Source organism: Streptomyces sp. NPDC086080 (assembly GCF_044540255.1).
GTDB lineage: Bacteria > Actinomycetota > Actinomycetes > Streptomycetales > Streptomycetaceae > Streptomyces.
In genome coordinates this window covers 168,524-193,592 of the sequence record NZ_JBITRU010000010.1, presented here as the reverse complement: position 1 = coordinate 193,592, position 25,069 = coordinate 168,524, and the positions used below count along the sequence as shown (strand labels likewise).

24 protein-coding genes are annotated in these 25,069 nt (G+C 71.3%); 18 read left to right on the top strand and 6 right to left on the bottom strand.

Features of this window, described 5'->3' with window-relative positions; translation table 11 throughout:
- Positions 1–8 precede the first annotated feature (8 nt).
- Both ACIF9R_RS15490 and ACIF9R_RS15485 read left to right on the top strand, forming a co-directional pair.
- Complete coding sequence (locus tag ACIF9R_RS15490) at positions 9–1,010, top strand: TIGR03842 family LLM class F420-dependent oxidoreductase (RefSeq protein ID WP_399979493.1); 1,002 nt, start codon at positions 9–11, stop codon at positions 1,008–1,010.
- Between the two features lie 27 nt (positions 1,011–1,037).
- Complete coding sequence (locus ACIF9R_RS15485) at positions 1,038–2,558, top strand: NCS1 family nucleobase:cation symporter-1 (protein ID WP_399979490.1); 1,521 nt, start codon at positions 1,038–1,040, stop codon at positions 2,556–2,558.
- 12 nt (positions 2,559–2,570) lie between these two features.
- Here ACIF9R_RS15485 and ACIF9R_RS15480 read toward each other — a convergent pair whose 3' ends face one another.
- From ACIF9R_RS15480 to ACIF9R_RS15470, 3 genes are all read right to left on the bottom strand, one after another.
- Positions 2,571–3,473, bottom strand: coding sequence for a CAP domain-containing protein (locus tag ACIF9R_RS15480; RefSeq protein WP_399979488.1), 903 nt, complete (start codon positions 3,471–3,473; stop codon positions 2,571–2,573).
- 357 nt (positions 3,474–3,830) lie between these two features.
- Positions 3,831–4,496: a hypothetical protein gene (locus ACIF9R_RS15475; RefSeq protein WP_399979485.1), complete on the bottom strand. Its 666-nt coding sequence runs from the start codon at positions 4,494–4,496 to the stop codon at positions 3,831–3,833.
- A gap of 87 nt (positions 4,497–4,583) precedes the next feature.
- Entirely contained in the window at positions 4,584–5,006 is a 423-nt protein-coding gene (locus tag ACIF9R_RS15470) for a hypothetical protein (RefSeq protein WP_399979483.1), read from the bottom strand.
- 122 nt (positions 5,007–5,128) lie between these two features.
- Here ACIF9R_RS15470 and ACIF9R_RS15465 point away from each other — a divergent pair, with 122 nt between their 5' ends.
- The 12 genes from ACIF9R_RS15465 to ACIF9R_RS15410 all read left to right on the top strand — a co-directional run bounded on the left by ACIF9R_RS15465 (position 5,129) and on the right by ACIF9R_RS15410 (position 17,015).
- A complete protein-coding gene (locus tag ACIF9R_RS15465) occupies positions 5,129–6,295 on the top strand; it encodes an NAD(P)/FAD-dependent oxidoreductase (protein ID WP_399979480.1) in 1,167 nt (388 codons plus the stop codon).
- Complete coding sequence (locus ACIF9R_RS15460) at positions 6,292–6,546, top strand: (2Fe-2S)-binding protein (RefSeq protein ID WP_399979478.1); 255 nt, start codon at positions 6,292–6,294, stop codon at positions 6,544–6,546. Before ACIF9R_RS15465 ends, ACIF9R_RS15460 begins: the two co-directional genes overlap by 4 nt.
- Positions 6,539–7,954: an FAD-dependent oxidoreductase gene (locus ACIF9R_RS15455; RefSeq protein WP_399979476.1), complete on the top strand. Its 1,416-nt coding sequence runs from the start codon at positions 6,539–6,541 to the stop codon at positions 7,952–7,954. Before ACIF9R_RS15460 ends, ACIF9R_RS15455 begins: the two co-directional genes overlap by 8 nt.
- A gap of 72 nt (positions 7,955–8,026) precedes the next feature.
- Complete coding sequence (locus tag ACIF9R_RS15450) at positions 8,027–8,923, top strand: dihydrodipicolinate synthase family protein (RefSeq protein ID WP_399979473.1); 897 nt, start codon at positions 8,027–8,029, stop codon at positions 8,921–8,923.
- 2 nt (positions 8,924–8,925) lie between these two features.
- The gene (locus ACIF9R_RS15445; protein ID WP_399979470.1) at positions 8,926–9,927 is read left to right on the top strand and encodes a proline racemase family protein; all 1,002 of its coding nucleotides are present in this window, start codon (positions 8,926–8,928) and stop codon (positions 9,925–9,927) included.
- Positions 9,928–10,262: 335 nt separating this feature from the next.
- Complete coding sequence (locus ACIF9R_RS15440; RefSeq protein WP_399979468.1) at positions 10,263–11,414, top strand: branched-chain amino acid ABC transporter substrate-binding protein; 1,152 nt, start codon at positions 10,263–10,265, stop codon at positions 11,412–11,414.
- Positions 11,415–11,493: 79 nt separating this feature from the next.
- On the top strand, positions 11,494–12,390 hold the full coding sequence (locus tag ACIF9R_RS15435; protein ID WP_399979466.1) for a branched-chain amino acid ABC transporter permease: 897 nt from the start codon (positions 11,494–11,496) through the stop codon (positions 12,388–12,390).
- A complete protein-coding gene (locus ACIF9R_RS15430; RefSeq protein WP_399979463.1) occupies positions 12,390–13,493 on the top strand; it encodes a branched-chain amino acid ABC transporter permease in 1,104 nt (367 codons plus the stop codon). Before ACIF9R_RS15435 ends, ACIF9R_RS15430 begins: the two co-directional genes overlap by 1 nt.
- Positions 13,490–14,329, top strand: coding sequence for an ABC transporter ATP-binding protein (locus tag ACIF9R_RS15425; RefSeq protein ID WP_399979461.1), 840 nt, complete (start codon positions 13,490–13,492; stop codon positions 14,327–14,329). Before ACIF9R_RS15430 ends, ACIF9R_RS15425 begins: the two co-directional genes overlap by 4 nt.
- Positions 14,326–15,039 (top strand): ABC transporter ATP-binding protein, encoded by a 714-nt coding sequence (locus tag ACIF9R_RS15420; RefSeq protein WP_399979459.1) that lies wholly within the window; start codon positions 14,326–14,328, stop codon positions 15,037–15,039. The genes ACIF9R_RS15425 and ACIF9R_RS15420 overlap by 4 nt, the downstream gene beginning before the upstream one ends.
- Before the next feature lie 3 nt (positions 15,040–15,042).
- Complete coding sequence (locus ACIF9R_RS15415; protein ID WP_399979456.1) at positions 15,043–16,086, top strand: proline racemase family protein; 1,044 nt, start codon at positions 15,043–15,045, stop codon at positions 16,084–16,086.
- Complete coding sequence (locus ACIF9R_RS15410) at positions 16,083–17,015, top strand: ornithine cyclodeaminase family protein (RefSeq protein ID WP_399979455.1); 933 nt, start codon at positions 16,083–16,085, stop codon at positions 17,013–17,015. Before ACIF9R_RS15415 ends, ACIF9R_RS15410 begins: the two co-directional genes overlap by 4 nt.
- A 360-nt stretch (positions 17,016–17,375) precedes the next feature.
- Here the strand turns inward: ACIF9R_RS15410 and ACIF9R_RS15405 are convergent, their stop codons facing one another.
- A complete protein-coding gene (locus ACIF9R_RS15405; protein WP_399979452.1) occupies positions 17,376–18,083 on the bottom strand; it encodes a GntR family transcriptional regulator in 708 nt (235 codons plus the stop codon).
- 292 nt (positions 18,084–18,375) lie between these two features.
- Between ACIF9R_RS15405 and ACIF9R_RS15400 the strand changes: the two genes are divergently transcribed.
- The 4 genes from ACIF9R_RS15400 (at position 18,376) to ACIF9R_RS15385 (ending at position 23,375) form a co-directional block, all read left to right on the top strand.
- Positions 18,376–20,202 (top strand): gamma-glutamyltransferase family protein, encoded by a 1,827-nt coding sequence (locus tag ACIF9R_RS15400; protein WP_399979450.1) that lies wholly within the window; start codon positions 18,376–18,378, stop codon positions 20,200–20,202.
- Positions 20,203–20,294: 92 nt separating this feature from the next.
- On the top strand, positions 20,295–21,152 hold the full coding sequence (locus tag ACIF9R_RS15395; protein WP_399979591.1) for an inositol monophosphatase family protein: 858 nt from the start codon (positions 20,295–20,297) through the stop codon (positions 21,150–21,152).
- A gap of 304 nt (positions 21,153–21,456) precedes the next feature.
- The gene (locus ACIF9R_RS15390; RefSeq protein ID WP_399979447.1) at positions 21,457–22,866 is read left to right on the top strand and encodes a phytoene desaturase family protein; all 1,410 of its coding nucleotides are present in this window, start codon (positions 21,457–21,459) and stop codon (positions 22,864–22,866) included.
- Positions 22,863–23,375, top strand: coding sequence for an O-acetyl-ADP-ribose deacetylase (locus tag ACIF9R_RS15385; RefSeq protein WP_399979444.1), 513 nt, complete (start codon positions 22,863–22,865; stop codon positions 23,373–23,375). The genes ACIF9R_RS15390 and ACIF9R_RS15385 overlap by 4 nt, the downstream gene beginning before the upstream one ends.
- 19 nt (positions 23,376–23,394) lie before the next feature.
- Here the strand turns inward: ACIF9R_RS15385 and ACIF9R_RS15380 are convergent, their stop codons facing one another.
- Together ACIF9R_RS15380 and ACIF9R_RS15375 are read right to left on the bottom strand one after the other, a co-directional pair.
- A complete protein-coding gene (locus ACIF9R_RS15380) occupies positions 23,395–24,465 on the bottom strand; it encodes an SPFH domain-containing protein (RefSeq protein ID WP_399979441.1) in 1,071 nt (356 codons plus the stop codon).
- Positions 24,466–24,469: 4 nt separating this feature from the next.
- Positions 24,470–24,901 (bottom strand): NfeD family protein, encoded by a 432-nt coding sequence (locus ACIF9R_RS15375; RefSeq protein ID WP_399979439.1) that lies wholly within the window; start codon positions 24,899–24,901, stop codon positions 24,470–24,472.
- Positions 24,902–25,069: the final 168 nt, after the last annotated feature.

Genomic DNA, 25,069 nt, shown 5'->3' with positions numbered 1-25,069 from the left:
CACCGCGCATGGACTTCGGACTCGTACTGCAGACCGACCCGCCGGCCTCGCGGGTGGTCAGCCTGATGAAGCGCGCCGAGCGCAACGGCTTCACCCACGGCTGGACCTTCGACTCCGCCGTGCTGTGGCAGGAGCCCTTCGTCATCTACAGCCAGATCCTGGCCAACACCACGAAACTGAAGGTCGGCCCGATGGTCACCAACCCGGGCACCCGCACCTGGGAGGTCACCGCCTCCACCTTCGCCACCCTCAACGACATGTTCGGCAACCGCACCGTCTGCGGCATCGGCCGCGGCGACTCCGCGATGCGCGTCGCCGGACGCAGGCCCAACACCCTGGCCCGTCTCGGCGAGGCGATCGACGCCATCCGCGACCTCGCCGAGGGACGCGAGAGCGAGGTCGACGGGCAGCCGCTGCGCATCCCGTGGGTGCGCGACGGACGGCTGCCCGTCTGGATGGCGGCGTACGGGCCCAAGGCCCTGGCCCTCGCCGGGCGGAAGGCCGACGGCTTCATCCTCCAGCTCGCCGACCCCTACCTCACCGAGTGGATGGTGAAGGCGGTACGGGCCGCGGCCGAGGAGGCGGGGCGGGACCCCGGCTCCGTCACCATCTGCGTCGCCGCTCCCGCCTACGTCGGTGACGACCTGGCGCACGCCCGCGAACAGTGCCGCTGGTTCGGCGGCATGGTCGGCAACCACGTCGCCGACCTCGTCTCCCGATACGGCGAGCACTCCGGCATGGTCCCCGAGGCGCTGACCGCGTACATCAAGGGGCGGCAGGGCTACGACTACAGCCACCACGGACGGGCCGGCAACCCGTCCACCGACTTCGTCCCCGACGAGATCGTCGACCGGTTCTGCCTGCTCGGCCCTGCCGAGGCACACATCGAGAAGCTGACGGCGCTGCGCGACCTGGGCGTGGACCAGTTCGCCGTCTACGACATGCACGACGCGCAGGAGACGACGATCGACGCGTACGGCGCGGAGATCATCCCCGCACTCGACCGCTGACCGGTACCACCCCCGAAGGACACGCCCATGACCGCCACCGTCCCGCCCACGCCGTCCGACAGACCGATATCCGACCCGGCGGGACGCGTCGAGCTCCCGCCGGGCACCGCCCTCACCGACAGCCGCTTCGTCAACGACGACCTGCTGCCCGTTCCGCTGGCCCGCCGCCGCTGGACGACGTACAACTTCACCGCTCTGTGGGTGGGGATGGCGCACAACATCCCCTCCTGGCTGCTGGCCTCCGGTCTGGTCGCGCTGGGGATGGACTGGAAGCAGGCCGTGTTCACCATCGCGCTGGCCAATGTCATCGTGCTCGCGCCGATGCTGCTCACCGGTCACGCCGGACCCAAGTACGGCATTCCGTTCCCGGTGCTGGCCCGTGCCTCGTTCGGGCTGCGCGGCGCCAATCTGCCGGCGATGCTCCGGGCCGGGGTGGCGTGCGCCTGGTTCGGCATCCAGACCTGGATCGGCGGCCAGGGCATCTTCGTGCTGCTCGGCAAGATCTTCGGCGGCTGGGCGGAGGCGTCGGAGGTCGGCGGCCAGCCGTGGACGCTGTGGGTGTGCTTCGTGCTGTTCTGGGCGCTCGAACTGGCCATCATCTACCGGGGGATGGAGACCCTGCGGCGGTTCGAGAACTGGGCCGCGCCGTTCGTCATCGTCGGCGCGTTCGCCCTGCTCGCCTGGATCGCGTACCAGGCCGGGGGCCTCGGCCCGCTGCTCGACCAGCCGTCGCGGCTCGGCTGGGGCGCCGACTTCTGGCCGGTGTTCTTCCCGTCCCTCATGGGCATGATCGCCTTCTGGTCGACCCTGAGCCTGAACATTCCCGACTTCACCCGCTTCGGCGCGGGCCAGCGCGCCCAGGTGTGGGGCCAGACCCTCGGACTGCCCACCACCATGACCCTGTTCGCTCTGCTGTCGGTGTTCGTCACCTCCGGCAGCCAGGCGGTGTACGGGGCCCCGGTGTGGGACCCCGTCGCGCTCGCCGCCGAGACCGACAACGTCTTCGGGCTGCTCTTCGCCCTGGTGACGGTGCTCATCGCCACCATCTCGGTGAACATCGCGGCCAACGTGGTCTCGCCGGCGTACGACCTGGCGAACCTGGCGCCGCGGATCATCAGCTTCCGCACCGGTGCCCTGATCACCGGGGTCGTCGGCGTGGTGATCATGCCGTGGAAGCTCACCGAGACACCCGAGCTGTACATCTTCACCTGGCTGGGTCTCGTCGGCGGGCTCCTCGGCACCGTCGCCGGAATCCTCATCGCCGACTACTGGATCGTCCGCCGCACCGCCCTGGACCTGCCCGACCTGTACACACCCGGCGGACGGTACTGGTACACCTCCGGCTGGAACCTGCGCGCCGTCGCCGCCTTCCTGGCCGGCGGGGTGCTCGCGGTCGGCGGCTCCCACTCGGCCCCCGGGAAGGGGCCCTTCCCGGAGGACGGGCTGATCCCCTTCCTCCGGCCGCTCGCGGACTACGGGTGGGCGGTGGGCCTCGCGGCGTCGCTGATGGTGTACATGGCCCTGATGGCCGGACGCCGGCGGGTGTGAGCGTGCGGCGCCCTACCGGGCCGTGCCGAAGTCCTGGGTCCAGTAGGAGCCGGGCTGCGCCAGACCGACACCGATCTCCTTGAACGCGCAGTTGAGGATGTTCGCCTTGTGGCCGGGGCTGGTCATCCAGCCGGTCATCACCTGCTCGGGGGTGGAGTAGCCGTAGGCGACGTTCTCGCCGTAGGTGCTCCAGGCGTAGCCGGCGCGGGTGATGCGCTCACCGGGGTCGGAACCGTCGGAGCCGGTGTGCGACATGGTGCCGGTCGCGGCCATGTCCGCGCTGTGCTTCTGCGCCGCCTCGGTCAGCGTGGCGTTCAGCTTGACCGGGGAGCAACCCACCTTGCCGCGCTCGGCGTTGACGAGTTCCACGACCCGGGCGACGGCACCGGAGGCGGCGGGGGCGGCGGGGGCCGAGGTGGTGGCGGTGGGCTCCGGGGTGGCGGTGGGCTTCGGGGCGGATGTGCTGGGCCGGGGAGCGGCCTGGGTGGGCTCAGGGGCGGCCGTGGTGGGCTTGGGTGCCGCCGTGGTGGGCCTCGGGGCCGTGGTGGTGGGCGTGGAGACGGGCCGGGAGGTGGCGGGTGCCCCGGGGGCCGCCTTCGTCGGCTTCTGTGACGGCCTGGCGCTGCTCGGCTTCGGCGTGCCGGGCTTCGAGGGGCTGGGGGCGGTGGCGGACGGGGTGTCCGACGGCACCGGGGAGTGCGTGCCGTGCGGTCGGCCGTTCCACGCGTGGTACCGGCCCGGGCCGTCCCATCGGTCGAGGTTTGCGACCGGGGCGGAGCCACCCCGGTACTGCCGTTCCCCGTCGCCCGGCCAGTCGGTACAGGCCATGGCGACCGAGGGTATGCCTATGACGCCGATGGCGACTGCCGCGACGACCGTACGGCGGTACTGCTGCTGATGGCGGTGCTTTCCCATGTGTGACCTCACCCCTGCTGTCCGGAGGCTGGTCATTCTTGGGACGGCCCCGCACCGGGCGCAAAGGGCCTTTCTCCTACCGTGCCTCGTAGTCCCGCCGGGGTCTTGCGGTGGGCGGGAGAGCGTGCCGACCTCCGGTGAAGGGGTGTGCGGGAGGCCTGCCGCCGTGTCAGAAACCCGCACACGCCCCAGCGGCCGTGGCTCCCGGTTCCCCTGCGGAACACCACCCGTGCCGCCCCGGACCGCTTTCGTGTCAAGCCGGACAAGTCCCTTATGTCGCCGGGGTGGTTTCTACTAAGCGACCCGCGCAGATCGGGAACACGCTGTGACAGATGTCACGGAACCATCAATTCCGGTTCACTGCCGGGGCGCCCCGAGAGCGGCCACGGCTTCCTTCGCGGCCCTGATCGCGCCCTTGTTGATCTCGTCCGTGCCCGGCGCCTTCTTCGACTCGAAGTCGCTGCCGTTGTACGTGACGATCACCAGCGCGTTGGAGGCGCGCGCCAGCACCACGCCCTCACGCGTCTGCTGCTTGTCCTCCGTCGTGAGGTTCACGACCGAGTACGCCGCGTCCCCGAGCCCGGGAACCACGCCCCCGCCGCTCTTCTCCTCCAGCCGTCCCTGATACGACTCCTTCGCCGCCTCGTCCGACTCCAGCACCTCGTAGGACACGTCGAGCCAGCGGTACTCGTAGCCCTTGAGCGCGTTCCAGGAGCAGGTGCGGCGCAGCTTCGTGTCGGTGGACGCTATCTCCTTGCCCGCCGTCTTGGCGCCCGGCACAAGGGACTTGACACTCTTTTCGGTGATGCTGTCGCACGGCGCGGGGGCGGCGGCGTACGTCTTCGCGACCTGGGTCTCGGAAGGAGCGCCGGCGGACTGGGTCTTCGTCTTCTCGGTCGGCTTGGTCTCGGCGGCCTGCGGCGCGGCGAGCGGACCCGAGGACAGCGCCCAGCCGGCCGCGGCGAGGACGACCACCGGGGACAGGCGCGCGGTCAGGGCGATCGGCAGAGGAAAGGAACGCACGGCGCACTTCTCGTGGGGTTGGTGCGGAGAGAGTCCGCACTGCGGACGGGACGCCAGTGTCACACGCATTGTTGTGACGCGGAAGGGTCAACTCGCTCCGTAGGCGCGTGGTGACGGGGGCGTACCGTCCGGGGCGGCCGGTTGCTTCGATTCCGCTGGGAAACAGGCGATTTGGGGGCGCCAGGGCACGCGCGCGATCCCCTTCGGCGAGGTGAACCCGGTGTGCGCGAGGCCATCGCCGACCGGATGCTCCGGACGTGGTTCGGGCAGGCCGTCGACGAGACGGGGGATGCCCGGCGGGTTGTCCGTGCGCAGTTCCTCGGGCAGAAGGGGGTTGGGGAACGACTGGTGGCGGACCGGCCTGAGCCGGCGTTCGATCGCCAGGGTTCCGACGCTGGTGGTGCCGGGTGAGGATGTGGCGGGCCACGGGCCGCGCACCATCGCGTGGCAGACCTCGACCCCCGTCGGCCGCCCGCCCCGCACGATGCGCCCCGCTCGCTGGAGATCCAAGGGCTCCACCTCGCTCATGTCCCGGTGAAGTCACGCCGTCGGGGGCGTTGTCTTCGGGTCGGTCGGATGTATAGCCTGCACAATGGCATGTGACATTGCACTAACTGGTGGAGGAGGAGCGGGTGGCCCAGAAGGTCGTCGTCGTGGGCGCGGGCGTCGTCGGAGCGGCCTGTGCCTTCCACGCAGCCTCTGCGGGCATGGACGTCACCGTCGCCGACCGCGGACCCGTCGGTGCCGGGACGACGAGCCGCGGGGAGGGCAACATTCTTCTCTCCGACAAGGAGCCCGGTCCCGAACTGGCCCTGGCCCGGCTGAGCCGCGCGCTGTGGGACGAGGCCGGTCAGGAGCTCGGGCCGGACTCGTTCGAACTGGAGCCCAAGGGCGGCCTGGTCGTCGCGCGTACGGCCGAAGGCCTCACGGCGCTGGGCGAGTTCGCCGCGCGACAGGCGGCGGCCGGCGTCCGGATCGAGCCGGTCGATCGCGTGCGGAGTCTGGAACCTCACCTCGCGCCAGGGATCCCCGGTGGCGTCCACTACCCGCAGGACGCCCAGGTGCAGCCGGTCCTGGCGGCGGCCGCGCTGCTCCGGGCCGCCGTGCGGCGCGGCGCGCGTTTCCACGCGGGTGAGATCACCGCAGCGGTGACCGGCCGGGACGGCCGGATCACCGGCGTCCGGACGGCCGCCGGTGAGGTCCTGCCCGCCGACGCCGTCGTCAACGCGGCGGGTACCTGGGGCGGCGAGGTCGGCCGGCGGCTCGGTGCGCCCGTCGAGGTACTGCCACGCCGAGGCTTCGTCCTGGTGACCGAACCACTGCCGCCGATGGTCCGGCACAAGGTCTACTCGGCCGACTACATCGCCCATGTCGCCTCGTCCGACGCCGGGCTGGAGACCTCGTGCGTCGTCGAGGGCACACGCGGCGGCACGATCCTCATCGGCGCCAGCAGGGAACGCGTCGGCTTCGACATGACGATGAACACCGCCGTGGTCGCCAAACTCGCGGCACAGGCGTGCCGGCTGTTCCCCTTCCTGCGCGGAGTCCACCTGATCCGCGCCTACCGCGGCTTCCGGCCGTACTGCCCGGACCATCTGCCGGTCGTCGGCCCCGACCCGCGTGTGCCCGGGGTCGTCCATGCGTGCGGTCACGAGGGGGCGGGGATCGGGCTCGCCCCCGCGACCGGCGCGCTGGTGACGGCCCACCTGCTCGGCCGCCCCTGGCGGGGCGCCGATCCCGCCGCGCACACCGGTCTTCTGCCGAGCCGCTTCCTCACCTGTGGAGGTGTATCGCAGTGAGCGAGATCGTCGTCGACGGCGAGTCCTTGCCGTTCGTCGAGGGACAGACCGTCGCCGCGGCCCTGGTGGCCGTGGGCCGCGTCGCCTGGCGCACCACCCGTGTCGGCCACCGTCCGCGCGGCGTCTTCTGCGGGATCGGTGTCTGCTTCGACTGCCTGGTGACCATCGACGGATCCGGCGGGCAGCGCGCTTGTCTGGTACCGGCGCGTCCGGGTATGACCGTCACGACCGGGGAGGGCGACGATGAGTGAGCCGGTGGACCTGGTGGTCGTGGGCGCGGGTCCGGCCGGTATGGCCGCGGCGGCCACGGCCCTGGCCGGCGGGCTGCGCGTCGTGCTGGCGGACTCCGGACCCGCCGTCGGCGGTCAGTACTGGCGCCACCCGCCGGAGCATGCGCGAGGTGCCCTCCCCACCGGGGACCTGCACCACGGGCTGCGCGAGTACCGTGCGCTGTGCGGGGCGCTCTCGGCGGGCGGGGCGGCGAGCCGGCTCGACCTGCGCCTGGAGCATCATGTGTGGTCCGTCGTCCGCGAGGAGCACGGATTCGCCGTGCACGCGGTCGACCGTCAACAGGCGCCGCGGGAGAGGGCCGTGGTCCTGCGCGCGCCGAGACTCCTCGTGGCGACCGGGGCCTACGACCGGCACCTGCCCTTCCCGGGATGGGACCTGCCCGGTGTGCTCGGTATCGGCGGACTCCAGGCGTTGCTCAAGGGCGGCGGAGTCGTGGCAGGGAGCCGCGTGGCGCTGGGCGGTACCGGCCCGTTCCTGCTGCCGGTGGCCGCCGGTCTCGCGGCGCGCGGGGCCGAGGTGGTCGTGGTCTGCGAGGCGGCCCACCCCCGGGCCTGGCTGCGGCACCCCGGGCCACTCCTGCGCAACCCCGGCAAATGGGCCGAAGCGGCCGGCTACGCCGCCGCGTTCGCACGCCATCGCGTCCAGGTCCGCCCGCGTACCGCGATCACCCGTGCCGAGGGAACCGACCGCGTCACGTCGGTCCGTATCGCCTCCCTGACGCCGGACGGCAGCCCTCGCCCGGGCACCGAACGGCGCGTCGAGGTCGATGCCGTCGGGGTCGGCTGGGGATTCGCACCGCAGATCGATCTGCTCGTCCCTCTGGGCTGCGCTCTCGCGGAGTCGGCGGACGGCAACGCGGTCGTCGCGGTCGACCGGGGCCAGCGCACCACCGTTCCCGGTCTTTATGCCGCGGGGGAGACATGCGGTGTGGGCGGGGCGGTACTCGCGGTGGGCGAGGGCCGACTGGCCGCGGAGTCGGTGCTCGCCGACTCCGGCGCCGCTCCCGTACTGGGCGGAAGGCGCCTGGCGGCGGTGCGTTCCACGGTGGCCGGGCAGCGCGCGTTCGCGCGGGCGATGGCCCTCGCCCACCCGATTCCCCCGGCCTGGACCTCGTGGCTGACCGACGAGACCGTCGTGTGCCGCTGTGAGGAGGTGACCGCCGGGGCGGTCCGGGCGGCCCGCGTCGACGGCGCGCATGACCACCGGCAGGTCAAGCAACTGACCCGGGCCGGTATGGGCTGGTGCCAGGGGCGTATGTGCGGACCGGCCGTGCACTGCCTCACGGCACCGGAGCGGGCATACGAGCCCGCGGAACGGCTCGTCGCGACGCCCGTCACCCTCGGCGCGCTCGCCGACCTCGATGACTGACCGCCGATTCCGCCGAGACCGCCGCGACGACCGAGACCGGCGGACCCAAGGAAGAACCGACAAGGAGTGCTCATGAGCGAGACCCGCAAGCCCTGGCACGGCGTCATCGTCGCCACCGGCCTGCCGTTCCACGACGACCTCACGGTCGACTTCGACGCCTATGGTGAGAGCGTCGCCTGGCTCGCCGAGCAGGGCATGCACGGCGTCGCCCCGAACGGGTCGCTGGGCGAGTACCAGACCCTGACGGACGAGGAACGCGACCGCGTCGTCGAGACGGCCGTCGCGAACGCCCCCGACGGCTTCACCGTCATGCCGGGTGTCGGCGCCTACGGCGGTGGTGCGGCCAGGCGGCACGCCCAGTTCGCCAAGGACGCGGGCTGCCAGGCCGTGATGTGCCTGCCGCCCAACGCCTACCGCGCCGACGACCGCGCGGTCCTGGAGCACTTCGAGCTGGTGGCCTCGGCCGGCCTGCCCGTCACCGCGTACAACAATCCCATCGACACCAAAGTGGACCTGCGCCCCGACCTGCTGGCGAAGCTGCATGCCGAGGGGTTCATCGTCGGGGTCAAGGAGTTCTCCGGCGATGTACGGCGCTGCTACGAGATCTCCGAGCTGGCCCCCGGACTGGACCTCATGATCGGCACCGACGACACCGTGCTGGAGGTCGCCCTCGCCGGGGCCAAGGGCTGGGTGGCCGGATACCCGCAGGTCTTCCCCCAGGCCTGCCTCGCACTCTACGAGGCGTCCGTCGCGGGTGATCTGGAGACCGCGCTGCCGCTCTACCGCCGGCTGCACCCCGTTCTGCGGTGGGACAGCAAGACGGAGTTCATCCAGGCCATCAAGCTGGGCCAGGAGATGACCGGCCGCCGTGGCGGCGGCTGCCGCCCGCCGCGGCAGCCGCTAGCCCCGGAGACGGAGGCCGTTGTGCGCGCCGCCACCCAGGCTCTCATCGACGCCGGGGTGAACTGACGATGCGCTCGACGGTCTGTTACCACGCCGTCGACTCGCACACCGAGGGGATGCCCACCCGCGTGATCACGGGGGGTGTCGGTGTCCTTCCCGGCGCGACGATGTTCGAGAGACGGCAGCGGTTCGTCGCGGAGCGCGATCACCTGCGCACCCTGCTCATGTGCGAGCCGCGCGGGCACGCCTCGATGTCCGGGGCCGTCCTGCAGCCCTCGACCCGGCCGGACGCCGACTACGGCGTGCTCTTCATCGAGGTCTCCGGCTGCCTGCCGATGTGCGGGCACGGAACCATCGGCGTCGCGACGGTCCTCGTCGAGACCGGAATGGTCGAGGTGGTCGAGCCGGAGACCCTGGTACGGCTCGACACACCGGCCGGGCTGGTCACGGCCCGGGTGCGGGTGCGCGACGGCCATGCCGAATCCGTGACCCTGGAGAATGTCGCGTCGTACTGCCACGCGCTCGATCAGGTCGTCGACGTACCGGGCTACGGCGCGGTGCGTTACGACATCGCCTACGGCGGCAACTTCTACGCCTTCGTCCGGACCGAGGATCTCGGTATCCCCTTCGAACGGGCGCACAAGCAGCGGCTGCTGGACGCCGGACTGGCCGTCATGGACGCGATCAACCGGCAGAATCCGGTGTCCCACCCGGAGAATCCGGAGATCGACGTGTGCCACCACGTCTATCTCGAGGCGCCCGGATCCACCGCGGAACACTCACGACACGCCATGGCGATCCATCCGGGATGGTTCGACAGGTCGCCCTGCGGCACGGGCACCAGTGCCCGGATGGCCCAACTGCACGCGCGCGGGCAGTTGCCGGTCGGCCGGGACTTCGTCAACGAGTCGTTCATCGGCTCCCGGTTCGTCGGACGCGTCCTGGGGGAGACGACGGTCGGGTCCCGGCCGGCCGTACTGCCCGCCGTCACCGGCCGCGCCTGGATCACAGGCACCGCACAGTACCTGCTCGATCCGACCGATCCGTACCCGGCCGGCTTCACCCTCTGACGGAAAATGTGTGCGGTCCGCGGCAGCGGTGGTCGAAAAAAGTCACACCTCCATCACAAGCGGGGGAGTGTTCCTCCTTCTGTGCGACACCACCCGTTAGGGTCAGCGCAATGTCACACGGCACCCTGTGTGGCAGTGCGCGGACGGGGGGTCACGTGTCTGTCGCGACCTCCGGGAGCAGTTCGGACCCGGCGGCGTCGATTTTACGTGCGATGCGCATTCTCCACCGGCAGCCCTGTGCAGGATTACACCTGCAATGTGACATTGCATAACCTTAGGCAATCTCGGACACATCGTCCGCCCTCGTCGGCGGATCACACGAGACGGAGTACGGCATGACCCACATGCGTCGCGGAACCGTGGCAGCAGCCGCCATGGCACTCGGGCTCACACTCGCCGCGTGCGGCGGCAGCCTCACCGAGGATGGTTCCGGGAAGGACGACTCGGGCCCCATCAAGCTGGGCATGCTCACGCCGCTGACCGGCAGTTCGGCCGCCATCGGCCCCTACATGAAGGGCGGCGCCCAGCTCGCCGTCGACGAGATCAACGCGGAGGGCGGGATCGACGGGCGCAAGCTCACGCTCACCGTCGAGGACGAGGCGTGCGACCCGAAGACGGCCGCCGCCGGTGCGGCCAAACTGGTCAGCGCCGGTGTCAGCGTCTCCGTGGGCGGCTACTGCTCCTCGGCGACCCTGCCCACGCTGAGCATCTTCGACAAGGCCCACATCCCCATGATCATCCCGGCGGCCAACTCCGCCGACCTCCTGGCGGAGCAGCGGCGGAACGTGTTCCTGATCAACGGCACGGGCATCCAGCAGGCGAAGGCCGCGGCGGATTTCATCAAGGCCGAGAAGAGCAAGAGCGTCGCCCTGGTCGATGACAACACCTCCTACTCGACCGACATCGCCAAGCGCACCGAGGCCGAACTGGGCCTGCTCGACATCAAGGTGGCCGACATGCAGTCGGTCACGGCGGGCGAGTCGGACTACTCGGGTGCCGTCAACGCCGTGCTGGACTCCAAGGCGGACTTCGTCTACTGGACCGGGTACTACCAGGAAGGCGGGCTGCTCATCAAGCAGCTCAGGGCCGCCGGTTACAAGGGAGGGATCATGGTCGCGGACGGCTCGGTCGACGGCAAGCTGATCGAGATCGCCGGCAAGAACAACGCCCAGGGTGTCTTCGCGACGATGACCCAGACGCCGCAGACCATCCCCGGTGGCGAGGAGTGGGTCGCCAAGTACAAGAAGAAGTTCGACTCCGACCCGGGCCCGTACTCGCCCCAGGCCTACGACGCGGTGCGCGTCGCCGCGGAGGCCGTCCGGAGCGCCGGCTCCACCGACGGCCAGAAGGTCATCGAGGCACTTGAGGAGATCGACGGCTTCAAGATCTTCTCCGGCCCGCTGAAGTTCACCATCCAGCACACGCTGAGCGTGGGCGGTTTCGACATCCTCGTCGTCCGGGACGACGAGTTCGCTCTGGACAAGTAACCACGGCCGGGCGGGGGCCGGTGCCCCGCGCGCCGGTCCCCGCTCGTCCACGCTTCCCCTCACGTACCGGGAACTACCCATGAATCACTTGCAACTTGTGCTCAGCGGCCTGTTCGTAGGCTCGTTCTATGCGCTGGTCGCACTCGGCTACTCGATGGTCTACGGCATCATCAAGCTGCTCAACTTCGCCCACGGCGATCTCTACATGCTCGGGGCGTTCACAGGCTTCACCGTGCTGAGCATCGGTGCGGGTGCACTCGGCGGCGGGTTCGTCGCCCTCATCGCCATCATGATCATCGCGATGATCGCGACCGGTACCTTCGGGGTGGTCCTGGAACGGGTGGCCTACCGCCCGTTGCGCGGGGCCCCGAGACTGTCCATCCTCATCACCGCCGTCGGCGCCAGCTTCGCGCTCGAGTACGGCATCGCCGTCACCCACGGATCCAACCCGGAGGTGTACCGGATCGGCATCCAGGGCGGGACGCTGGACATCGCCGGCGCGCGGATCACCTACGCCCAGTTGGCGATGATGGCGATCGCGGTCGTGCTCATGGTCGTCCTCGACACCCTGGTCCGCAAGACCCGCTCGGGCCGGGCGATGCGGGCCATCTCCCAGGACCCGAAAGCATGCCTGCTCATGGGGGTCAACGTCGACCGGGTCATCGCGCGGACGTTCTTCATCGGGTCCGCCCTGGCGGGTGCGGCGGGTGTCATGGCCGGCGCGTACTACGGGAAGATCGACTTCCTGATGGGCTTCATCATCGGGCTGAAGGCGTTCACCGCGGCGGTCATCGGCGGCATCGGCAACCTGCGCGGAGCCGTTCTCGGGGCCATCGTGCTCGGTCTGCTGGAGTCGTTCGGGTCCGCCTACCTCGGCAGTGAGTGGCGTGACGTCTTCGCGTTCGGCTTCCTCATCCTCTTCCTGACCGTGCGTCCCACCGGGCTGCTCGGCGAGCGTGTCACGGAGCGTGTGTGATGAACGACGAGTCCACTCTGCGCGCAGGCGAAGAGCCCTCGGCGTATGTCAGCGCCGTGGAGGAGCGCGCGTCCGGGAAGACCCCGGCCACCCGCAGGAGAGCCGGCGGCTCCGCATCGCCCCGTGGGGCCGTCGCGGACACCCTCTCGAAAGGCCTGGCCAGCCGGTGGCTCGGCCCCGTCGCGGCCGTTGCGGCACTGGCGCTGCCGTTGGTCAACTCCAGCACCTACGTCATCCAGATCGGCGTGGACGCGCTCATCTTCGTGATGCTCGCAGTCGGGCTGAACATCGTGGTCGGCTACTGCGGGCTGCTCGACCTCGGATACGCCGCGTTCTTCGCCATCGGCGCGTACACCGCGGGCCTGCTGACGACCAGGTTCGGATGGCCGCTGCTCGCGACCGTTCCCGTGGTCGTGCTCGCCGCGATCATCGGCGGACTCGTCATCGGCGGACCGACACTGCGGCTGCGCAGCGACTACCTGGCCATCGTCACCCTCGGTTTCGGCGAGATCATCCGCATCACGGCGAACAACCTCGACTTCACCGGCGGGCCGAACGGCCTGTACGGCATCCCCGACTTCGGTGACTTCGGGCTGCGCTCCGACATCGCGCTCTACTGGATCACCGCGGCCGTCGTCATCCTCGCCGTGCTGTTCTCGAGTCGGCTCGGACGCGGCCGGCTGGGCCGGGCGTGGCGGTTCGTCCGTGAGGACGAGGACGCCGCCGAGGCGATGGGGATCCACACCTACAAGGTGAAGTTCGCCGCCTACATCGCCGGAGCGGTCTTCGGTGGCATCGCCGGTGTGCTGTTCGCGGCACACCAGTCGGCGGTCTCCCCGCCGAGCTTCAACTTCCTGTGGTCCGCGCTCATCCTGATGGCCGTCGTCCTCGGTGGCATGGCGTCCACCCCGGGGGTCGTCGTGGGAGCCCTGGTGATCTCGCTCCTGCCCGAACTGCTGCGTGGCGTGGAGAACTGGCGGTACCTCCTCTTCGGTCTGCTGCTGATCGTCGTCATGATCTTCCGTCCGCAGGGACTGCTCCCGGCCCGTACGGGCGTTGAACCCCGGCGGCGCGGACGCCGGGCGAAGGAAGGTGTGTCGTGAGCAAGGTGCTCCTCGAAGTGACGGACATGGCGGTCGCGTTCGGTGGAGTGCGCGCCGTCGACGGCCTGACGTTCTCTGTCCACGAAGGCGAGGTGCTCTCGGTCATCGGCCCGAACGGCGCCGGCAAGACGAGCGCCTTCAACTGCATCACGGGCTTCTACAAGCCGACCGCGGGATCGGTGACGTTCGACGGCGCCGACATCACCGGGAAACGGCCGGCCGTGATCGCCGCGAGCGGGATCGCGCGCACGTTCCAGAATCTCCGGCTCTTCGGCGACCTGACGGTGCTGGACAACGTACGGGCGGGCATGCACGTCCGGATCAAGCAGAACTTCCTGGACGCGATGCTGCACACGCCGCGCTACTGGCGCGGTGAGGACACCGCGGCCGACGAGGCCCACGGCTGGCTCGACTTCGTCGGCATGAAGTACGACCGGAACGCACAGATCCGCAACCTCCCGTACGGCGAACAACGGCGCGTCGAGATCGCGCGGGCCCTGGCCCGCCGGCCGCGGATGCTGCTGCTCGACGAGCCCGCGGCCGGGCTCAACCACGGGGAGAAGGAACAACTCCTCGACCTCATGCGGCGGATCGCCGCACTCGGGATCGCGGTCGTTCTGATCGAGCACGACATGGGCCTCGTCATGCAGGTGTCCGAGAGAATCGTCGTACTGAGCTACGGCAAGGAGATCGCCGACGGGACACCGGCGTCGATCCGCTCCAACCCGGCGGTCATCGAGGCGTATCTCGGCGCGGAGGACGAGGAGGCGCACGCGGAGGCCCGGCGCATCGCGGCCGAGGCGGGTTCGGACGGTACGGCGGAGGTGGAGCGATGAGAACCGTTCTCGACATCAAGGGTCTGGAAGTCGCCTACGGCAAGGTGGACGCCCTCAAGGGCCTCGACCTCACCGTCGGCGAGGGGGAGATCGTCGCCCTGCTGGGCAACAACGGCGCGGGCAAGTCGACCACGGTCTCGACGATCTCCGGGGTGGTACGGTCCCGGGCCGGGACGGTCACGGCGTTCGACGAGGACATCACCGCGGCGACACCCTGGTCGATCGTCGAACGCGGGATCGTGCACGTGCCGGAGGGCCGGCGGATCTTCTCGCGGCTGACCGTGCACGAGAACCTCCAACTCGGCGGCTACACCGTGCGCGACGGTGCGTCGGTCGACAAACGGATCACCCGGGTCTACGAGTTGTTCCCGCGCCTGGCCGAGCGCCGGGAACAGCAGGGCGGCACCCTGTCCGGCGGTGAGCAGCAGATGCTCGCGATCGGCCGGGCGATGATCGCCGGCCCCCGGCTGATCATGCTGGACGAGCCGTCGATGGGCCTGGCCCCGCTGGTCGTCGCCCAGGTCATGGATGCCATCGTGTCGATCAACCGGTCGGGTACCTCGGTGCTCCTCATCGAGCAGAACGCGCGGGCCGCGCTGAAGGTCGCCCACCGGGGCTATGTCATCGACTCCGGTCGCGTGACACTGACCGGGCCCGCCGCCGAACTGCGCGCCGACCCGCAGGTCGTCGAGGCATACCTGGGGGCGTGAGTCATGAGGGGCGCGGGAGCGATCGCGACGATCGACTGGCACACCGGGGGCGAGCCGTTCCGCATCGTGCCGGACAGTCCGGCCGCGGTGACCGGTCCCGGACTCACCGTCGCCCAGCGCCGGATCGTCGCGGCGAAGAGCACGGACGTTCAGTGGGTACGTGCGCTGTTGAGCAGTGAGCCACGCGGCCACGCGGACATGTACGGCGGATTCCTGGTCCCGCCGGACGATGCCGGCGCCCATCTGGGCGTCCTGTTCTGGCACAAGGACGGATTCTCCACCGCGTGCGGACACGGCACCATCGCTCTCGGGGCCTGGGCGGTCGCCTCCGGCCGGGTCCCGGCCCCCGCCGACGGGGTGACCGACGTCGTGGTCGACGTGCCCTCGGGACGCGTCACGGCGAGCGTCCGTACCGGAGCGGGCCTGGTCGAGGACGTGACCTTCACCAACGTTCCCAGTCACGTCCACGCCCGGAACGTCCCGGTGACGACCTCGCGCGGGACGGTCACCGTCGACATCTCCTTCGGGGGCGCGATGTACGCCGTGCTCCCGGTGGAGTCGGTCGGTCTGCGCGTCCGGCCAAAGGACGTCACACCCCTCATCACGGTCGGACGGGAGATCCGCGACGCGCTCAACTCCGTGGAGGCGGCCGAGCATCCGGGCGACGCCCGGCTCTCCGGTCTCTACGGGACCGTCTTCACCGAGGAGATCCGCCCTCCGTCGCCGCTGCCCGGAGGCGGCCGCCGGCTGCATCAGCGCAACCTCACGGTGTTCGCCGACGGCGAGGTCGACCGGTCCCCGTGCGGTTCCGGTACCTCGGCCCGGGTCGCCCTGCTGGCCGAGACGGGGGAGCTGCGTCCCGGCGACGAACTGCGGCACGAGTCCGTAGTGGGTTCCGTGTTCACCGCCCGGATCGCGGAACGGACCACGGCACACGGAATCCGGGCGGTCGTCCCGACGGTGACGGGCACCGCCCACGCGATCGGCACCAGCCGGTTCACCGTCGATCCCCGTGACCCCCTCGTTCCCGGGTTCGTGCTGCGATGAGTGTCATCATCGACGCCGAGGGCGTCTTCGCACTCACTCCCGTCGCGGCCGTCGCCGCGATACGCGACGCCCTGGCCGACGGACTCGATCCGCGACGCGATGTGCCCCGCGCGGTCCTTCCGCTGTCCCGCGGGCAAGGGCTGCTCATGCCGTCGGAGGCCGGCGGCTGGTTCGGTGTCAAGGTCGCGACCGTCGCGCCCGGCAACGCCGCGCGGGGCCTGAGACGCATCAACGCGACCTATCTCCTGCACGACAGCGAGACGCTGACCCCTGTCGCGATCATCGACGGCGTCGCGCTGACGACCCTGCGTACGCCCGCGGTCACGGTCGCCGCCTGTCTCGACCGGCTCCGCGCCCTCGCGGACGCCTCCGCCGGTGGGCTGCGGCTCGTGGTCTTCGGTACGGGACCGCAGGGAGAAGGGCACGTCCGTACGATCCGGGCGCATGTGCCGGTGGCCGACGTCACGGCCGTCACGCGCCGGGGCGGTGCGGTCCCGTCGTGGGCGGACCGCCATCTGGCGGCGGACGACGCGGCGGTTGCCGGCCGGGTCCGTGGTGCCGATGTCGTCGTCGCGGCGACCTCGTCCCGTGGACCGGTCGTCGACGGGTGCCTCGTGCGCGACGCGGCGGTGGTACTGGCCGTCGGTTCGCACGAGCCGACCGTGCGTGAACTCGACGGTGGGCTCATGGGACGCGCCACGGTCGTCGTCGAAAGCATCGGCACCGCCCTCTCCGAGGCCGGTGACGTCGTCCTGGCGGTGCGGGAGGGCCTCCTCGAACCGGAAGCGCTGGTGACCATGGCGGATCTGCTCGGCTCGGGAGCCCCGGTCCGCGCCGACCGCCCGATGGTCGTGAAGACGAGCGGGATGGCATGGCAGGACCTGGTGGTGGCGATCGAGGTGTACCGGCAGGGAGGCGGAGGAGCGTGACAGGCGCGGGGACACGTCCGGCGGTATCCGGGATTGACGATCGGCGGGCGGTTCCCGGGACCGGGACCTGGCCGCACAGCGGGACAAGCCCTGGCGAGCGGGGGAGCGGCCGGGGCCCAGGGGTGAGGCGTGGTGTCGTCGCGGACCTCTCACGCGACGACCGGTTGAGGGCGCGCCATTGAGATCCGCAGTGCCCGGTTCGGCCCGGTGTCGGGTGGCCCGGCCGTCAGGGGTCATCGCGCGGAGCGCGGCCCGGTGCCGAGCGGCGGACGGGGTGACGAGGGGCTGTCCGGCGGGAGTTCGGGGCCGCGGGCACCCGGGTTCGCCGCCCGCCGCGCCGTTCCTCGGTGGTCAAAAGCCCTACCTGTCACCGAGCCGGAGTGCCGGTTCGCGCTCCCCGTCGTCCGTCCGGCCGTCCGCCCACAGATCGCGGATGTGCTCGAGATGGCGTCGCATGCACTCCTCCGCCTCATGAACCCGGCCGGCCGCCATCAGGTCCAGGAGCTCGACATGCTCCTCGGCCGAAGCGACCAGCGCCCCCGTCTCGTTGAGGCTGCCCAGTCCGAACAGGCGCGAACGCTTGCGCAGATCGGCCACCACATTCACGAGGTGGCGATTGCCGGCCAGGGCCAGCAGTTCAAGGTGGAACCGGTGATCGGTCTCGAGGTACCTGAGGACGTCGTGTTCCCGGGCCGCTGCGACGATCTGCCGCGCCAGCGGACGCAGAGCCTCCAGTTGCCCGGCGGTCGCCGTCGCGGCGACACGGCCCACGGTGGGGACCTCGATCAGGGTCCGGATCTCGGTGAACTCGTCGAGGTCCTGCTCGGTCATCTCCGTGACCCGGAAGCCCTTGTTGCGCACCGCTTCGACCAGGCCCTCCCTGGCCAGGTCCAGCATGGCCTCACGCACCGGAGTGGCGGAGACACCGAGCTCCGCCGCGAGGGCGGGGGCGGAGTAGACGACCCCCGGACGCAGCTCGCCGGCTATGAGGGCGACCCGGAGGGCATCGGCGACCTGATCGCGCAGGTGCGTCTGGACGGAGATCGCCTGAGGCTTGAGATGAGGCATCCTTGCTCCTCCGTCCGACCGGTAAATGACAACCCACTATACAATGTCACGTTTCCTTGAGGGTGGCCTCGTACGATGCCGTGCGGCGCGGGCACGCCCGCTTCCCGGCCGGCGCAGGGACGGCATCAGAATTCCCCGGGGAAGGGGGAAGAAGGGGCGTGGGGCGACCGATAGCCTTCTGGGGGAGCGGGAGGAGGAGGCCGGCGCACACTCCCCAGATTCTCCCCAGGGCCCGTCCTGAGTGCCCATCACCTGGGGGCCGCGTCACGTAAACAGCGAGGTGAGAGGCACTGTGTTCACGACCCGCCCCACCCTCCAGGGCACCTTCGGCATGGTGTCCTCCACCCACTGGCTGGCCTCGCAGTCCGCGATGGCCGTGCTGGAGGACGGCGGAAACGCCTACGACGCGGCAGTGGCCGGAGCCTTCGTCCTGCACGTCGTCGAACCGCACCTCAACGGACCGGCCGGCGAGGTGCCGATCCTGCTCGCGCCGGCCGGCGGGGAGGCGCGGGTGCTGTGCGGGCAGGGCGTTGCCCCGGCCGGGGCGACCGTCGCCCACTACCGGGGGCTCGGTCTGGACCTCGTCCCCGGCACCGGACCGCTCGCCGCGGCCGTGCCCGGCGCCTTCGACGCCTGGATGCTGCTGCTGCGCGACCACGGCACCCGCACCCTCGCCGACGTCCTGAAGTACGCCATCGGGTACGCCGAGGACGGACATCCGCCCGTGGAACGCGTCGGCGAGACCGTGGAGACGGTACGCGAGCTGTTCGAGACCGAGTGGACCTCCTCGGCCGAGGTCTACCTGCCCGGCGGCCGGGCCCCGCGCCCCGGCGCGCTGCTGCGCAACCCCGTCCTCGCCGCCACCTGGAAGCGGCTCCTCGCCGAGGTCGCCGGGTCCGGGGACCGCGAGGCACAGATCGACGCCGCGCGGGAGGTGTGGCGTACCGGATTCATCGCCGAGGCCCTGGTCCGGCAGGCCGGCCGCCCGACCTTGGACACCAGCGGCGAACGCCACAGTGGCACCCTGACCGCCGCGGACCTCGCCGGCTGGTCCGCGACGTACGAGGCTCCGGTGCGCCACGACTTCGACGGCTGGACCGTGTGCAAGGCCGGCCCATGGAGCCAGGGCCCGGTGCTGCTCCAGCAACTCGCCCTGCTCCCGCCGGAACTGCCCCGCTACGGCTCCGCCGACTACCTGCACCTGCTGATCGAGGGCTGCAAGCTCGCCATGGCCGACCGCGAGGCCTGGTACGGGGACGCCGCCGAGGTGCCGCTCGACGACCTGCTGTCCGCCGGGTACAACGCCGAGCGGCGGACCATGATCGGCCCCCGCGCCTCCCACGACCTGCGGCCCGGCAGCCCCGGCGGGCGCGTCCCCCGGCTGAGCGTCCATGCGCGCGTGGTGGTCACCGACGAACCCGGGGCCGCCCCGATGGGAGTCGGTGAGCCGACCGTCGCCAAGAGCCCCGCGTCCCCCGTGCCCGGCGAACCGGACGTCTCCGCCGCCGGCGGCACCCGCGGCGACACCTGCCACCTGGACGTCGTCGACCGCTGGGGCAACATGATCGCGGCCACCCCCAGCGGCGGCTGGCTCCAGTCCAACCCCGTCGTGCCCGAACTGGGATTCCCGCTCGGCACCCGGCTGCAGATGACCTGGCTGGAGGAGGGCCTGCCCAACACGCTCACCCCCGGCCGCCGCCCCCGGACCACCCTCACGCCGTCCCTCGCGCTGCGCGACGGCGTGCCCGTCATGGCGTTCGGCACCCCCGGCGGGGACCAGCAGGACCAGTGGCAGCTGCACTTCTTCCTGGCCGTCGTGCTGCGGGCGAAGGTGCGCGGCGGACTCGACCTCCAGGGCGCCATCGACGCCCCGAACTGGCACAACGACAGCTTCCCCGGCTCCTTCTACCCGCGCGGCATGCGGCCCGGCAGGGTCACCGTCGAGTCCCGCACGGATCCGGCGGTGGTGGAGGCGCTGCGCCGCCGTGGCCACGAGGTGACCGTCGGTGACGCCTGGTCGGAGGGCCGTCTCTGCGCCGTGGCACGCGACCCGGCCACCGGTGTCCTCTCCGCGGCCGCGAATCCGCGTGGACAGCAGGGCTACGCGGTGGGCCGCTGAGCCCAGGAGCCCGGGGTCCGGCACCCCGTTTTCATGCCGATTCCACCCGGGGTGCACCGGGAAGGACGGGAATGTCAGTGGCGCGTGTTCTCATGGAGGGCATGATCGCAAACCACGACGAAACCATCGACGAGTTTCTCACCCGGCACGCCTTCGACGTGGAGGAAGCCGTCCGCAAGGCCGCCGCTCAGGAGATCATGCCGCGCTGGCGCCGCCTCGCCGAGCACGAGGTGGACCGCAAGTCCGGCCCGCACGACCTGGTGACGGACGCCGACCGCAACGCCGAGTTGTATCTCACCGACGCCCTCGCCGCCCTGCTGCCCGGCTCCGTCGTGGTCGGCGAGGAGGCGGTGCACGCCGACCCGGCGTCCTACGGGGCGATACGGCAGGACGCGCCGGTCTGGATCGTCGACCCGGTCGACGGGACCCGCCAGTTCGTGCGCGGCGAGACCGGCTTCTGCACCCTGGTCGCCCTCGCCCTGCGCGGAGTCGTCCACGCCTCCTGGACCTACGCCCCCGTCGACGACCGGATCGCCACGGCCGTCCGGGGACGCGGCGCCCATCTCGACGGAGAGCGGCTGCGCGCCGGATCCCCGGACCCGGGCCGCGATCTCCGCGTGGCCACCTCCCACCCGGACTTCACCACGGACGAACAGAAGCGCTCCCTGCACGGCCTGTGGACGGATGGTGTCGTGCCCCGCGCCTGCGGCTCCGCGGGGCTGGAGTACCTGGCCGTCGCCCGCGGCGAGTCCGACGCCACCGGCTTCTGCTGGGAGGCCGCCTGGGACCACGCGGCCGGGCTGCTGCTCGTGGAGGAGGCCGGAGGAGCCCACCTCACCCGCGCGGGCAAGCCCTTCGACATCCGGGGCGGCAACACCCTGCCCTTCACGGCGGCCAGGGACGCCGCCACCGCACACCGGGTGGTGGACCTGCTGTCCCATGCGGCCTGATCCCGCCCCCGGGCCGAAGGGTCGCGCCCCACGACGTGGTGCAGGGGATCAAGCAGTGCGCGTTCCGGTTCGGGGCCCATGGCGATCTCCGTGGCGACGGCGGCCCGGGAAGGGTCCCGGTGCGGCGGGCCGGATGCCGGACGGCGCGCGGGCTCGCCCCTGGCCTGCCGGTTCCGGCGCCTCGATCCGCGACACCACCAGGCGGGACGCCATCGGCCGAAGACCCCGGAAGAACGCCGGCGGCCCGGCATATCCTGATCCCCCAGTGGCCGCCCGCCGACAGAGGAGTCCGAAGGTGCCGTCGATGCTCGATGCGGTCGTGGTGGGGGCGGGGCCGAACGGGCTGACCGCTGCCGTGGAGCTGGCCAGGCGAGGCTTCTCGGTGGCGCTGTTCGAGGCGAAGGACACCGTGGGCGGCGGCGCCCGCACCGAGGAACTCACCCTCCCCGGCTTCCGCCACGACCCGTGCTCCGCCGCACACCCCCTGGCCGTCAACTCACCGGCGTTCCGTGACCTCCCGCTGGAGCGCTACGGTCTGGAGTGGCTGCACGCGCCGCTCCCCATGGCCCACCCCTTCCCGGACGGGACGGCGGCCGTGCTGTCCCGCTCGGTCGGCGAGACCGCCGCCTCCTTCGGACCGCGAGACGCCGGCGCGTACCGCCGCCTAGTCGAGCCCTTCCTGCCCAAGTGGGACACGCTCGTCCGCGACTTCATGTCCCTGCCGCTGACCGCCCTGCCCCGCGACCCGGTCACCCTCGCCCGCTTCGGTCTGGTCGGACTGCCCCCGTCCACCTGGCTCACCCGCCGTTTCCGCGACGAGCGGGCCCGCACCCTGTTCGCCGGCCTCGTCGCCCATGTCATGGCGCCCCTGGGCGGATTCGCCACCGGCGCCGTCGGTCTGGTCTTCGCCCTCGCGGCGCACGCCCGCGGCTGGCCCGTCGCCCGCGGCGGCTCCCAGGCCATCTCCGACGCCCTCGCCGCGTATCTCGAAGCCCTGGGCGGCACCCTGCACACCGACTACGAGGTCAAACGCCTCGACGACCTGCCGCCCGCCCGGGCGTACGTCTTCGACACCTCGCCCACCGCCCTGGCCCGCATCGCCGGCTTCGGCGACCACTACGCGGACTACCGCTACGGACCGGGCGTCTTCAAGATCGACTACGCGCTGGACGGCCCCGTGCCGTGGACCGCGCCCGAGGCCCGCAGGGCCGGCACCGTGCAGATCGGCGCGGACAGCGACGAGATCGCCGCCGCCCTGCGCGCCGTCTCCCGCGAGGGCCGGGCCCCCGACGCCCCCTTCCTCATCACCGTGCAGCCCGGCGTCGCCGACCCCACCCGCGCCCCGGCCGGCCGGCACGTCTTCTGGGTCTACGGCCATGTGCCGAACGGCTGGACCGGCGACCTCACCGACGCCATCGAGCGTCAACTGGAGCGCTACGCCCCCGGTTTCCGTGACCGTGTGCTGGCGCGCGCCACCGCGGGCCCGCCCGAACTCGCCGCCCGCAACGCCAACTACGTCGGCGGGGACATCGCCTCGGGCGCGGCCTCCGGCCTCCAGCTGCTGCTGCGCCCCAAACTGTCCCTGTTCCCGTACGCGACCCCGCACCCGGCCGTCTTCATCTGCTCGTCGGCCACCCCGCCCGGCCCCGGTGTGCACGGGATGTCGGGCCACAACGCGGCGAAGGCCGTCTGGAGGAGGCTGCAACAGACATGACCCCCGTCCTCACGCTCGTCCAGGGCGACATCACCCGCAGGCGCGCCGACGCGATCGTCAACGCCGCCAACTCCTCCCTGCTCGGAGGGGGCGGCGTCGACGGCGCCATCCACCGCCGGGGCGGCCCGGAGATCCTGGCCGCATGCCGCGCCCTGCGCGCCTCACGGTACGGCCGTGGGCTGCGCACAGGCCAGGCCGTCGCCACCACCGCGGGCCGCCTCGACGCCCGCTGGGTGATCCACACCGTCGGCCCGGTCTGGTCCGCGACCGAGGACCGCTCCGCCCTGCTCGCCTCCTGCTACCGCGAGTCCCTGCGCGTCGCCGACGAACTCGGCGCCCGCACGGTCGCGTTCCCCGCCATCTCCACGGGCGTCTACCGCTGGCCGATGGACGACGCCGCCCGCATCGCCGTGGAGACCGTCCGCACCACGGAGACCGCGGTCGAGGAGGTCGTCTTCGTCCTCTTCGACGACCGGGCTTACGAGGCGTTCGCCGCGCGGGCCGGCTGACCTCCGCCCGCGGCCGTCCTCAGGTGCGGTCGTCCTCGCCGCCCTCGGCGAGCTCGTGGCGCCGGCGTTTCACGGCTGCGGCGGTGCCGCTGTCGGCCTCGGCCGCGTCCGCGAGGGCCTGCGCCGCGGCCCGGGCCGCCTGTGCCGTGTCGTCGGCGGCCCGGGTGGTGCTGTCGTCGGCCGACGGCTTCTCCCGGGTGGCCGGCGACTGGGGCAGCACCTCGGTGAAGGCCTTGGAGACGCCCTGGAGAGCGGAGGTGATCTCGCTGGGGATCACCCAGAAGTTGTTGCCCGAGCCCTGCGCGAGCTGGGGGAGCGCCTGGAGGTACTGGTAGGCGAGGAGCCCCGGGTCCGGATCGTTGCGGTGCACGGCCTGGAACACCTCGTCGATGGCCCGGGACTGGCCCTCGGCCTCCAGGATCGCGGCGGTCCGGTTGCCCTCGGCGCGCAGCACGGCCGCCTGCTTGTCACCCTCGGCGGTGAGGATCTGCGACTGGCGTTGTCCCTCGGCCCCCAGGATCGCGGCCCGCTTGTCCCGCTCGGCGCGCATCTGCTTCTGCATCGCCTCCTTGATGGACTGCGGAGGGTCGATGGCCTTGATCTCCACCCGGTTGACCCGGAGCCCCCACTTGCCGGTGGCCTCGTCCAGCACCCCGCGGAGCTGGCTGTTGATGGTGTCCCGTGAGGTGAGGGTCTTCTCCAGGTCCATGGACCCCACGACATTGCGCAGGGTGGTGACGGTGAGCTGCTCGACGGCCTGGAGGAAGTTGGCGATCTCGTAGAAGGCCGCTCGCGGGTCGGTGACCTGGAAGTACAGCACGGTGTCGATCTCGACGACCAGGTTGTCCTCGGTGATGACCGGCTGCGGTTTGAAGGAGACCACCTGTTCCCGCAGGTCGATCAGCGGATGCACGCGGTCGATGTAGGGGATGACCAGGCTGAGTCCGGGGGTGAGGGTGCGGTGGTAGCGGCCCAGCCGCTCGACGTTGCGCGCGCGGGCCTGCGGCACGATGCGGACCGCTCGCACCACGGTGAAGATCGCGAACAGCGCGATGATCAGGCCGGCGACGAGGGGGGCGGTGATGTCCATGGCTTCAGTCCCTGGGGTAGACGAGCGCGGTGGCGCCGCTGATCTCTATGACATCGACGGTTCTTCCCGTGGGTATGACCAGGGTTTCGTCATAGCTGCGGGCCGTCCATTCCTCGCCGTCGATACGCACCCGGCCGCCCGTGCCCGACACGTCCGACAGGACGTAGGCGGGCTTGCCTATCAAGGCGTCCGTGCCGAACCGCGCGGTCTGGGGCGGAAGCATGTGGCGCAGCGCGACGGGGCGTACGAACAGCAGCGTGCCGGTGGCGACCAGGGCGTACACCAGCAGCTGGAACCCGATCGGCAGTCCGGCCGCGGCGGCTCCCGCGGTGACCAGCGCGGCCGCGCTCAGCATGCCCAGGGCGGCAGTGAGGGTGAAGATCTCTGCCACGGCCAGCACGGCCGCGATAATCAGCCAGATCACCCATGGATCCATGACGCGCCTCTTCTCACCGGTGCGGGTGTCGAAGGGTCGACCTCTGCCTCCACCTTACGCACGGGTAGTCCAGGTGCCGAGACGCGTGCGCGAGGAAGCCGCTCGGGACGGCGGAACCATCAGGACCGCACAGAGTCCGACGGGATCATTGCTTCGGTTGTGTTCGAG